The following is an 11,486-nucleotide window of genomic DNA, read 5'->3' as shown; positions in this document are numbered from 1 at the left end:
CGCGCGCGGGTCCGGCAAATCCCCAAACGTGTCTTCAAACTGCTCCATGAGGTCCTCCGCAAATGGAAAACCTCCTTAGAATCCTGTTCGCCGCCTATGGCAAATCTGCCATATGCGATTCCCCTGCGGTTAGGGGGAGGTTTAGTGCGTGATATTTTACGACCCCTGCACTGGTGCATTGGGGAAGAATAACTGGGTGCCGTTCAGCTTGTAATCAGCGATCACAGCCTGGCCTTCTTTGGAGATGACCCAATCAACGAATGCCTGCGCATCGTCGATTTTGACATGCGGGAATTTCTCCGGGCTGACGGCGATGATGCCGTATTGGTTGAAAAGGTTTTTATCCCCTTCAAACAATATCTCGAAACCGTCTTTGTTCTTATAGGCCAGCCAGGTGGCGCGGTCGGTCAGGGCATAAGCCCCCATGCCGTGGGCCGTGTTCAGGGTGGCACCCATGCCAGATCCGGTTTCCCGATACCATTCCCCTGCCGGTTTAATGCTGGCCAGTTTCCAAAGGGACTTTTCCCGCTTGTCGGTGCCGCTGTCATCGCCGCGGGACGCGAAAGGCGTCTTGCTGTCTGCAATCTTCATTAAGGCGGCTGTTACGCCATCACTGCCCTTGATATCGGCAGGATCTTCAGAAGGACCGACAATAACAAAGTCATTATACATCACGTCGAAGCGTTTGATCCCGAAACCATCGGCGACAAAGGCTTCTTCGGATGGCTTATGGTGTACGAACAGCACATCGGCATCACCGTTGCGGGCTAATTTGATTGCTTGTCCGGTCCCAACGGCGACGACCCGCACTTCAATACCTGTCTCCTTCGTGAATACCGGCAGCATGAATTCAAACAGGCCGGAATTCTGAGTCGACGTTGTAGATGCCACCGTGATGAACCGATCATCCGCTTGCCCCGGTAGACTGTGTGACAGCGAAAGTGCCAATAGGGCGACAAGCCCCAGGCTGAAGGCCTTAATCCTGGTTACCATGTTAGGTCTCCTTTTAAGAAGGCTGTGAGTTCCCGGCTCTTTGGATTATCGAACAGGGATGGGAACGGGCCGGCCTCTATTGGCTTGCCCGCGTGAAGAAACAGGGCCCGATCCGCCAGTCGGCGCACCTGACCCAATTCGTGGCTGGAAACAATGACGGCGATGCCATCGGCTGAGGCTTCCGCGATCATATGTTCAACACCAATCGCGGCTGTGGGGTCCAGCCCGGCCGTTGGTTCGTCCAGCAACAGCACGCGGGGTGCCTGTGCCAGGGCCTGTGCCAACGCCAATCGTCTTTTCTGTCCGCCAGAGAGATGGCGTGCCGGGCGGTTTGCGCAGTCCTCCAAACGCGCCTTGGCTAGGATCTGGGTGATCTGCTTGGCGCGCTGTTGCTTTGAAATTCCACGACGTTTGAGTACAAAATCAATATTGGCCGCCGCTGTCCTGCGCAACAGGACAGGGGATTGCAATAGAATGGCCCTGGGCGGGATTGTGTCCGTCGGCCAGCGTATTGTGCCTGCATCTGGTTTGATTAATCCGTGTAACAGGCGCAGCAGCGTCGTCTTTCCGGCTCCATTGGGGCCGATCAGGGCGGTGACGCCACCCGATATCGGGACGGACCATTCAGGCAGGTTCAGGATATCCCGACCGGCACGGCGAACTATGACATTCTGCAATTGCAGCGTTGCGTCCCCAACGGCATCCGCCCCTGGTGACAGTGCGGAGGGCATCAGGCTGGCTGTGGCGTCATCCCGGGGCATCATACTTCCCCCCGTGCTGGCTTTTCACCAGCCGTCTTTCGTCCGAATTCCCGCGCCGCAGCGGCGACCATGTTAACTGCCAAGGCCAGGAGAATCAGAATGACACCGAGCGCCAAAGCCAGAGCAAGATCGCCCTTACTGGTTTCCAGGGCGATTGCGGTTGTCATGACGCGGGTGACATTTGCAATATTGCCGCCCACGATCATGACCGCGCCGACTTCTGCCACGGCCCTTCCAAACCCGGCTAGAACGGCAGTCGCCAGACTGAATCGCGCTTCCCATAACAGGGTTAGTGCGCGCTCAGATCCAGTCAATCCCAGGGCGCGCAACTGTTCTGCATATTCTGAATTGAAATCTTCTAGACTGCGCAGCGCAACGGCGGCGACAATCGGGGTGATCAGAATTGTTTGGGCGATTACCATGGCGGTCGGTGTGAATAACAAGCCCAATTCGCCAAGCGGACCTGCTCTGGACAACGCCAAATATACGAATAGACCAACGACGACCGGCGGCAATCCCAAAAGGGCATTCAGGATCGTCGTGATGACATCCCTGCCGGGAAAACGCGCAACTGCCAACAGGGCAGCCAATGGTAAACCCAGACAGGTCGCAATCAGTGTCGCCAGCAAGCTAACTTTTAGCGACAACGCCACAATACCATACAGCTGATAGTCGCCGCTCAACACCAGATTGATGGCTAAGAAAATTGCTGACTCGTTCGCACCCATCCTGCTATCCTGCTTTCTAATGTCTTAATATGTTTTTTTTACATAATTCAGTAATATCAAGAATACTCACAGTATTGAATCTTTCACGCTTGGGCGCAAGAATGGTCTTACCAATAAAACCCTCCGGCTGTGGTCGTTTAAAAAGATCAGGGCGTTAACAAAGAAGAGGGCTCAGGGAAGAAAGGCTTTCAAGCGGGATGCCAGAGGCCCCTTCTAGCAGTTTTTACGACTCGCCGGATGATTCCTTCGCCGCGCGGGAAATCGAAATGCCGATGGGCATTGTCGTGGAAAAGCGACCTGCCGTTAGTCGGTGGATTACGCATGTCTGGAAGCCCGTCGCTGTTTTGCCGGGCGCACATCCCTTATCGGAATGGAAACTGTTGATCGACGATGGGTCGGTTCAGACATACCATATCGCAACGCTGCCCCTGACCCTTCATCGCAAAGAGACAGAGGCGTATCTGGTCAATCTGGCCAATGAAACGCCGGCGATTTACGTCGTTTTGCGGGATGCGGATGTCGATGATGATCCCGATGGACCTGAGATTTATGCCGTTGCCGCCACCGCATCCCCCTATGCCGCGCAAGATTTTACCGACAGTGCGGAGGATACGGTCGAGGCCGTGCCAATGCCCGATGGTTTGATCGCCTGGACCCAGGAATTCATTGATCGCCACCACACCGATACGCCGTTCAAAAAGCGGAAACGCACATCGAATGTGATGGAAGAAGCCCGCTTTGGCAAAGAACTGCATCCGATTGAACAACGATTTTACGACAAGGCGAAACCGAACTAACGCTGAGATTACAAGGCCGCTCGAAAGGAGATTAATCGCCGTGCCCAATGACCGCTTCCTGAACCGATGGTCCCGCATGAAGGCCAAAGCCCGCCCACAGCGTGGCATTGGGGGCTCAGCGGCGGCTGTTGCGTCATATCCCGAGGAGGGGGATTTTCTGGAAGACACAGCGTTACGCGAAGAGGATGATATTCAGGAGTTGGCACCTGTTGTCCAGGACGCGGCCCCGGTCGAATTTGAGCCTGAGTTAAGTGAGGAGGAGTTGGTCGAAAAGGCAAATGAGCTTGGTCTTCCGTCGCTGGACAGTCTGGGGCCTGGATCTGATTTCAAGGCCTTTATGGCCAGCACGGTGCCAGCCCAATTGCGCAACCTTGCGCTTCAGAAACTATGGCGCAGCAATCCGGTTCTGGCGAATCTGGATGGTCTAATCGATTATGGCGATGATTTTACCGATGCCGGGACAGTGGTTGTCAATATGCAGACCGCTTATCAGGTCGGACGCGGCTACAAACGTGATCCCGTACCAGATACGTTGGACGAAGAAGACTTGGATGGAATGGATCAGGATCAGATTGCGTCGGATGAGGAAGCGCAAGATCCTGAGACAGAAGATGATCATGCAGCACGTGAAGGGGAAGACAGCGAAGCCATCCAGAAGGAAGACAGCGCGAACGATCAGGACTCCCTGGATGAAGCGGTGCAGATGGCAGAGGAGACCCCACAGAAAGTGGGGCACGGCTAATATGGATACAGCCTCTTTAAACACTCTTCGGTTTGGAAAGAATGACGTATGACAGGCGCTCAACAGACTTATAATCCACCCGCACCGGATCAGGTCGCGTCTGCGGAGGAATTGGCGCGCCAGTCGCTATATGCCTTTTTGACGCGTGTGCTCGCGAAACCCATGACAACCGCAGAAGGGCACAGCATTGCCCCGTTCGTTGGGTCCGACAGCGCCTTGGGGGCCGCTGCGACCGCATTGCATGACGCCATTCTGGCGTCTGAGGCGGAACAGTTCTCGGAAGAATATCAGAACCTGTTTATTGGGGTGGGGCGGGGCGAATTGCTGCCATTTGCATCCTATTATCTGACAGGTTTCCTGAATGAAAAGCCGCTTGCTCAGTTGCGCCGTGACATGGCGCGATTGGGTTTTGAGCGCCCGGCCGATGTGAAAGAGCCGGAAGATCATATCGCAGCGATCTGCGATATCATGAGTCACCTGATCGAAGGAACCGCGCTGGGCGGATTCGATATTTACGATCAGGATCAGTTCTTTGCCGCCCATCTGAAACCGTGGGCGGGAAAGTTTTTTGCTGATTTGGAATCGGCAAAAACCGCCGACGTTTACCGCCATGTGGGACGCGTCGGGAAACTCTTTATGGAGATTGAGGAACAAGGGTTCGGGATGATTGCCCGCGCCTGACCAACCTGAAACGCCATAAAGGGGTTTGTGAAACCCTTAAGATAAGGGAGTGAGTGTAGTGAGTGACCAAGAGCAACAGAACCGGGATGCGGCTGTCAGCCGTCGTCAGTTCTTCGGTGCCGCCACCAAGGGCGTTGCCGCTGGGGCCGGTGCGATGGTCGCGGCAGTCGGTGTTTCCTCTGCGCAGGCAGAAGAACCAGCGGCGACCACAGGCGATTATCGTGAAACGGCCCATGTGAAGACCTATTACGAACTCGCCCGCTTTTAAGCGATCGGGTTGGTGTTGAGAATGCACTGAAAGCGCGGGTTCGACGTTCCTGACTATAAGAGTAAGGCGACGGATTGGGCCCAGGATAAGGAAAGGGAGAGACATGCTCCGGAAAAAGACCAACGGGGTTGCAAATGGCCCCCGTTCGGCAGCGGCCTTCGGGACCGTATCCGGTGACGCTGTTGATCGTCGTACCTTCTTGAAGCGTTCCGGCCTGACAGCCGGGGGGATTGCAGTTGCAACTGCAGCCCCTGCGGGTCTGATGACCCGACGCGCGGAAGCGGCGTCAACTGGCGAGGCCAGCGGCAATGTGAAGATGGTGAAATCCGTCTGTACGCATTGTTCTGTTGGGTGCACCGTGATGGCTGAAGTGGATAACGGCGTTTGGATCGGGCAGGAACCCGGCTTTGACAGCCCGTTTAATTTGGGTGCGCATTGTGCGAAAGGGGCTTCGGTTCGCGAACACGCCCATGGCGAACGCCGCCTGAAATATCCAACCAAGCTTGTCGACGGCAAATGGACCAAGGTTTCCTGGGATCAGGCGATCGAGGAAATCGGCGATAAAATGCTGGAAATCCGCGAAACGTCGGGGCCGGATTCGGTTTATTGGCTGGGCTCTGCGAAACACAGCAACGAGCAGGCTTACCTCTTCCGTAAGTTCTACGCTTTCTGGGGCTCCAACAATGGGGATCACCAGGCGCGTATCTGTCACTCAACCACAGTGGCGGGTGTCGCGAATACATGGGGCTATGGCGCCATGACCAATTCGTATAATGACATCCATAATTCCCGTGCGATCTTCGTGATCGGGGGCAACCCGGCCGAAGCGCATCCTGTTTCTCTGCTTCACCTGTTGAAGGCGAAGGAGATGAACAATGCGCCGCTGATCGTCTGTGATCCACGCTTTACCCGCACGGCGGCTCATGCCGATGAATTTGTGCGGTTCCGGCCGGGCACGGATGTCGGCCTGATTTGGGGACTGCTGTGGCACATCTTCGAGAATAAATGGGAAGATACTGAATTCATCCGCCAGCGCGTCTGGGGTATGGATCAGATCCGCAAGGAAGTAGCCGCCTGGACCCCGGAAGAAACCGAACGGGTAACCGGTGTTCCTGGGTCCCAGCTTGCGCGGGTCGCGCGGACTCTGGCGAATAACCGGCCAGGGACGGTGATTTGGTGCATGGGGGGAACCCAGCATACCAACGGGAACAACAACACCCGCGCCTACTGTATTCTTCAGCTTGCGCTTGGGAATATGGGCAAAGCGGGCGGCGGAACGAATATCTTCCGGGGTCACGACAACGTTCAGGGCGCAACCGATCTGGGTGTTCTCAGCCATACTCTGCCTGGTTATTATGGCCTGGCGGCGGGTGCCTGGAAACATTGGTCCCGGGTCTGGGGCGTTGATTACGAATACCTGCTGGGGCGGTTTGCCTCCAAGGACCTGATGGAATCTTCTGGGATTCCTGTATCGCGCTGGATTGATGGCGTTCTTGAAAACAAGGACAATATGGATCAGCCGAACAATCTTCGGGCCATGGTATTCTGGGGTCACGCACCGAACTCTCAAACCCGGTTGCCGGAAATGAAGACGGCGATGGAGAAACTGGACCTTCTGGTCGTGGTCGATCCCTATCCGACGGTTTCCGCAGTGCTGCATGATCGCAAGGATGGGGTCTACCTGTTGCCTGCGGCGACACAGTTTGAAACCTATGGCTCTGTTACGGCGTCGAACCGGTCGATCCAATGGCGCGACAAGATTGTCGAACCGCTGTTTGAATCCCTGCCGGATCACACGATCATGTACAAATTCGCGAAGAAACTCGGTTTCGCGGATGAAATGTTCAAGAATATCGCTGTCGAGGGGGAAGAACCGCTTGTCGAAGACGTCACGCGGGAATTCAACAGGGGCATGTGGACAATCGGCTATACCGGTCAATCACCGGAGCGGCTGAAGAAGCACATGGCAAACCAGCACACCTTTGACCGTACGACCTTACAGGCGGTTGGTGGCCCATGCGACGGGGATTATTATGGATTGCCCTGGCCGTCCTGGGGCACACCGGAAATGAACCATCCGGGGACGCCAATCCTGTATGATCCTTCCAAGCCAGTGGCCGAAGGGGGATTGACCTTCCGGGCGCGGTTTGGGGTTGAACGGGATGGTGAAAACCTGCTGGCCGAAGGATCTTATTCGGTCGGGTCGGAAATCACCGACGGCTATCCGGAATTCACCATGCAAAGTTTGATGGATCTGGGCTGGGATGGCGATTTGACGGCCGATGAAAAGGCCGCCATTGATGCTGTTGGCGGTCCAAAGGCCAACTGGAAAGTCGACCTGTCGGGCGGTATCCAGCGGGTTGCGATCAAGCATGGCTGTGCGCCCTTTGGGAATGCAAAAGCCCGCTGCGTGGTCTGGAACTTCCCGGATCCCGTGCCAACGCATCGTGAACCACTGTATACGCCGCGGCGGGACCTGGTGGCGGATTACCCGACCTATGAGGATCGGAAGTCTTATCGACTGCCGACACTCTATGCCTCCATCCAGAAGAACGACTTCTCGAAGGATTTCCCAACCATTCTCACATCCGGCCGTTTGGTCGAATATGAGGGCGGCGGGGACGAGACCCGGTCGAACCCCTGGCTGGCGGAGCTGCAGCAGAACATGTTCATCGAAATCAATACGCGGGACGCCAATAATGGCGGCATCGCGGATGGTGACATGGTCTGGGTGTATGGTCCGGAAGGCGGCAAGGTCAAAGTGATGGCAATGGTGACGGAGCGCGTTGGCGCTGGTGTTGTCTTCATGCCGTTCCACTTCGGTGGGGTCTATCAGGGAGAGGATCAGCGCAGCAAGTATCCAGAAGGTGCTGATCCATACATCCTTGGGGAATCGACCAACACGGCCCAGACCTATGGCTATGACTCGGTGACACAGATGCAGGAGACGAAAGTCACCCTGTGTCGTGTCGAACGCGCATAAGAGGAGATGAACAATGGCTAGAATGAAATTCCTCTGTGATGCGGAACGGTGCATTGAATGCAACGCCTGTGTCACCGCGTGTAAGAACGAACATGAAGTGCCATGGGGCATCAACCGCCGGCGTGTCGTCACAATTAATGACGGCAAGCCGGGTGAACGGTCGATCTCCGTTGCCTGTATGCATTGTTCGGACGCACCCTGTATGGCGGTCTGTCCTGTGGATTGCTTCTACCAGACCGATGAGGGTGTGGTGTTGCATTCCAAGGATCTGTGCATCGGTTGCGGCTATTGCTTCTACGCCTGCCCATTCGGCGCACCGCAATATCCGCAGGCTGGAAATTTTGGCAGCCGGGGCAAGATGGACAAATGTACCTTCTGTGCCGGTGGACCGGAGGAAAACAACTCCACGGCCGAATTCCAGAAATACGGGCGCAACCGGTTGGCAGAGGGTAAATTGCCGCTCTGTGCGGAAATGTGCTCTACCAAGGCGCTCCTCGCGGGGGATGGTGATACCGTCTCCGATATCTATCGCGAGCGTGTCGTGTCCCGTGGCTTCGGCTCCGGGGCCTGGGGTTGGGGTACTGCCTACGACCAAAAGGGAACCTAAAATCACCCCCCTCCGCATGGACCGCCCGTCCATGCGGAGGGGATGATTTCAGATCAGTACAGGCGCAAAACCTGGCGATCTTTTCGCCGGACTTGACCTTTTCCCTAAAGGGGCATGGCCCCTTGCTTTGGAAGATCGGTGCTAATGATGATGAACAGAACAACAAGCCACCCGCACAAATCCCGAATGGGGCGTGTCATGCTGGTTGCATGCGCGGCCATCCTGATCGGGCTGACGGGCTGTCGCGAGTCGGAACAAGATCGCATCATTGATTTTGATCCGGGCGTATACAAAGGCAAAAAAGATACGCCGTTGAGCCAGGAAACATTGGATGAATTGCGCAGTCGCGCAGCGATACAAGAGACTCCGTAAGAGTTCCGGCGGTCGCGCGGGAGAATAGTCCACGGCGCTGACACAAAGGGGTCTTCGGGAACTTTAGGAGATTAGGGATGAAACGGCTAACATACCCTTTGCGTGCTGGCGCAGCACTGGCTGCTGTTTTACTGACGCAGTTGATGGCTGTTGTCGCCGCAGCTCAACAATCCGGTCAAGTGCCTGGGCAAGCCCTGGGCAATGCCAGTGATGCGGATCTGTGGCGTGCAATTCGGCAGGGGGCGGGTAACCTGATCCAGGCGGAAGGCAGCACGTGGCGCGCGCTTCATAATGGGCCCCTGTCCACTTATGGCATATGGATTATGGCGGGGATGGTCTTCCTGTTGGCGCTCTTTTTCTTGCTGCGTGGACGGATTAAGATTGAACATGGCTGGGCCGGTCGCACGATAGAGCGTTTCAGCTTCATCGAGCGGATCGGGCACTGGCTGACGGCTGGATCCTTTGTCATTTTGGCTGTGACCGGGCTGAACATTCTTTATGGCAAGTATTTCCTGTTGCCCGTGATCGGAAAAGAGGCGTTTTCAGTCATCACGGCAGCAGGGAAATTTGCTCATAACTGGATCGCTTTTGCCTTCATGGCGGGGCTGGTCATGATCTTCCTGATGTGGGTCCTGCACAACATCCCCAATAGACACGATATCAAATGGATATTGCAGGCGGGCGGCCTGTTCTCCAAAGGAGTTCATCCGCCAGCGAAGAAATTCAATGCCGGCCAAAAGATCGTATTCTGGGTCACGATCCTGGGTGGATTATCGCTGAGCCTGTCTGGTTGGACATTGCTGGATCCGTTCACGACGTCGATGTTCGCCGATACATTTGCGCTGTTGAACAAGATCGGCTTTGCCTTACCAACGGATCTGACACCGATGCAGGAACAGCAATATGCCCAATTATGGCATGCAGCGGTATCTCTGGTCATGATCGCGATCATTCTGGCCCATATCTATATCGGGTCATTGGGCATGGAAGGGGCCTTCGACGCAATGGGATCAGGACAGGTCGATCTGAATTGGGCCAAGGAGCATCACAGCCTGTGGGTCGATGAAGTTCAGGAAAAAGAGCAGCATTCCGGGCGCACGGCACCGGCGGAATAGTCCCTGGCCGGAGAAGGAATGACCAGATTGCTTGGACCGATTTCGATATGGAATTGGGTGTTTTATGGGGCGGTGGTAATAAGAGGCATACTTCTTACCACCGCCTTACTTTTGATGATGGCTGTGTCCGCCCGCGCTGATTTTGTTGGTCATGGGGCCCCCGTTCGGGATGTGGAAATCTCCCCCGATGGTCGCTATGCAGCGACGGCTGGCTTTGATGACATCGCCATCCTGTGGTCACTTGCGGATCGTTCACAACTGGCGCGCTTTTATGGTCATGAGGCCGGGGTGAATGCCGTCACCTTTTTGCCACCTCTGCCGGGAGCGGCGCGGCCGCGCGTGATCAGTGTCAGTGATGATGGAACAGCCCGGATTTGGGATGGGGATACCGGCACTATTTTGCATATCTTACAGGGGCATGAGAAAAAGGTCGTCGCGGTCGCTGCTTCACCGGATGGCCGCCAGGTTGCCACGGCTTCCTGGGATCGGACTGTTCGACTCTGGGATGCGACATCTGGGCAGTTGCTGCGGATTTTCACCGGCCATACCAACAGCGTGAATGATGTCGTCTTTACTCCCAAGGGAGAGTCTCTGATTTCTGCTGGCTATGACGGTGATATCCGCGTTTGGCCCCTGGCAGAGGGTGCGGAATCCTATCGCTTTGCAAAAGTCGGGTTTCCTATCAATGGATTGGCCCTATCGGGGGATGGCACGGTTCTGGTCAGTGGGTCATCGGACCAGACCGTGCGCGTTTGGGATGTTGAGTCTGGTACCTTGAAGCAGGAATTGGGCAATCAGCATGATGGTGCCGTTCTGGCCGTGGCAATTTCCCTGGATGGAAAGATGATTGCGTCCGGTGGGGTGGGGGGCAGCCTCTATCTGTGGAATATCGGATCGCAAGTTCCCCGCATATCACTGCAGGTCGAGCATTATCGGGCGGTTTGGTCCCTGGCCTTCACGCCCGATGGCAGCCGAATTTATGCGGGCGGTATAGATTCCGTGGTGCGGGGCTGGCTGACGGTAACCGGCGACTCTGTGATCGGTCAGTCAACCCGCTTTCAGCCTGTGGAGCGGGTACCAAGCTCAATGGCCTTCTCAGACGATCCTGTTGAGCGGGGCAGTTATCAGTTCCGAAAATGCGCGATCTGCCATGCTTTGAAACCAGGCGGCCCGGATCGATCCGGGCCCAGTCTTGCCGGAATATTCGGGCGACCTGCGGGCACATTGCCTGGATACACCTATTCGGAGGCCTTGAAGAACACCCCAGTAGTCTGGGACGAAGAGACGATTGCGCATTTGTTTGAAATCGGCCCAAATCAGATGTTCCCCGGCACCAAAATGCCAGAACAACGATTGACGAATTCCCAGGACCGTCAGGATCTGGTTGAGTTTCTGAAACAAGCCACCCGCGATATCAGCACGAAGTGATCCACTCGGCA

12 protein-coding genes are annotated in these 11,486 nt (G+C 55.7%); 9 read left to right on the top strand and 3 right to left on the bottom strand.

What is annotated here, in order from left to right; all coding sequences use genetic code 11:
* Positions 1-156 precede the first annotated feature (156 nt).
* The 3 genes from ACOSDR_RS11150 to ACOSDR_RS11140 are packed head-to-tail and all read right to left on the bottom strand — an operon-like array spanning position 157 to position 2,482.
* Positions 157-993 carry a substrate-binding domain-containing protein gene (locus ACOSDR_RS11150; protein WP_420731278.1) on the bottom strand — a complete coding sequence of 279 codons (837 nt, stop codon included), beginning with the start codon at positions 991-993 and terminating at the stop codon, positions 157-159.
* The gene (locus ACOSDR_RS11145; protein WP_420722515.1) at positions 987-1,757 is read right to left on the bottom strand and encodes an ATP-binding cassette domain-containing protein; all 771 of its coding nucleotides are present in this window, start codon (positions 1,755-1,757) and stop codon (positions 987-989) included. Before ACOSDR_RS11145 ends, ACOSDR_RS11150 begins: the two co-directional genes overlap by 7 nt.
* Positions 1,754-2,482: an ABC transporter permease gene (locus ACOSDR_RS11140; RefSeq protein ID WP_420731277.1), complete on the bottom strand. Its 729-nt coding sequence runs from the start codon at positions 2,480-2,482 to the stop codon at positions 1,754-1,756. The genes ACOSDR_RS11145 and ACOSDR_RS11140 overlap by 4 nt, the downstream gene beginning before the upstream one ends.
* 197 nt (positions 2,483-2,679) lie before the next feature.
* Here ACOSDR_RS11140 and ACOSDR_RS11135 point away from each other — a divergent pair, with 197 nt between their 5' ends.
* From ACOSDR_RS11135 to ACOSDR_RS11095, 9 genes are all read left to right on the top strand, one after another.
* Positions 2,680-3,279 carry a DUF3305 domain-containing protein gene (locus ACOSDR_RS11135; RefSeq protein ID WP_420731276.1) on the top strand — a complete coding sequence of 200 codons (600 nt, stop codon included), beginning with the start codon at positions 2,680-2,682 and terminating at the stop codon, positions 3,277-3,279.
* A 40-nt stretch (positions 3,280-3,319) separates the two neighbouring features.
* Positions 3,320-4,021: a DUF3306 domain-containing protein gene (locus tag ACOSDR_RS11130; protein WP_420731274.1), complete on the top strand. Its 702-nt coding sequence runs from the start codon at positions 3,320-3,322 to the stop codon at positions 4,019-4,021.
* Between the two features lie 48 nt (positions 4,022-4,069).
* Positions 4,070-4,702, top strand: a complete 633-nt coding sequence (locus ACOSDR_RS11125) for a TorD/DmsD family molecular chaperone (RefSeq protein WP_420731273.1) — start codon at positions 4,070-4,072, stop codon at positions 4,700-4,702.
* Between the two features lie 58 nt (positions 4,703-4,760).
* A complete protein-coding gene (locus ACOSDR_RS11120; RefSeq protein WP_420722520.1) occupies positions 4,761-4,970 on the top strand; it encodes a hypothetical protein in 210 nt (69 codons plus the stop codon).
* Positions 4,971-5,073: 103 nt separating this feature from the next.
* On the top strand, positions 5,074-7,953 hold the full coding sequence (locus ACOSDR_RS11115; RefSeq protein WP_420722521.1) for a formate dehydrogenase subunit alpha: 2,880 nt from the start codon (positions 5,074-5,076) through the stop codon (positions 7,951-7,953).
* 13 nt (positions 7,954-7,966) lie between these two features.
* Positions 7,967-8,560: a formate dehydrogenase FDH3 subunit beta gene (gene fdh3B / locus ACOSDR_RS11110; protein WP_420722522.1), complete on the top strand. Its 594-nt coding sequence runs from the start codon at positions 7,967-7,969 to the stop codon at positions 8,558-8,560.
* A 198-nt stretch (positions 8,561-8,758) separates the two neighbouring features.
* Complete coding sequence (locus ACOSDR_RS11105; protein ID WP_420731271.1) at positions 8,759-8,932, top strand: hypothetical protein; 174 nt, start codon at positions 8,759-8,761, stop codon at positions 8,930-8,932.
* A gap of 77 nt (positions 8,933-9,009) precedes the next feature.
* Positions 9,010-10,047: a formate dehydrogenase subunit gamma gene (locus ACOSDR_RS11100; protein ID WP_420722524.1), complete on the top strand. Its 1,038-nt coding sequence runs from the start codon at positions 9,010-9,012 to the stop codon at positions 10,045-10,047.
* Between the two features lie 18 nt (positions 10,048-10,065).
* Positions 10,066-11,475 carry a c-type cytochrome gene (locus tag ACOSDR_RS11095; RefSeq protein ID WP_420731270.1) on the top strand — a complete coding sequence of 470 codons (1,410 nt, stop codon included), beginning with the start codon at positions 10,066-10,068 and terminating at the stop codon, positions 11,473-11,475.
* Positions 11,476-11,486: the final 11 nt, after the last annotated feature.

The organism is Hwanghaeella sp. 1Z406, from assembly GCF_048892425.1.
Classification (GTDB): domain Bacteria; phylum Pseudomonadota; class Alphaproteobacteria; order UBA8366; family Aestuariispiraceae; genus Pacificispira.
The sequence above is the reverse complement of the archived record's forward strand: the minus strand, read 5'-3'. Positions and strand labels throughout refer to the sequence as shown.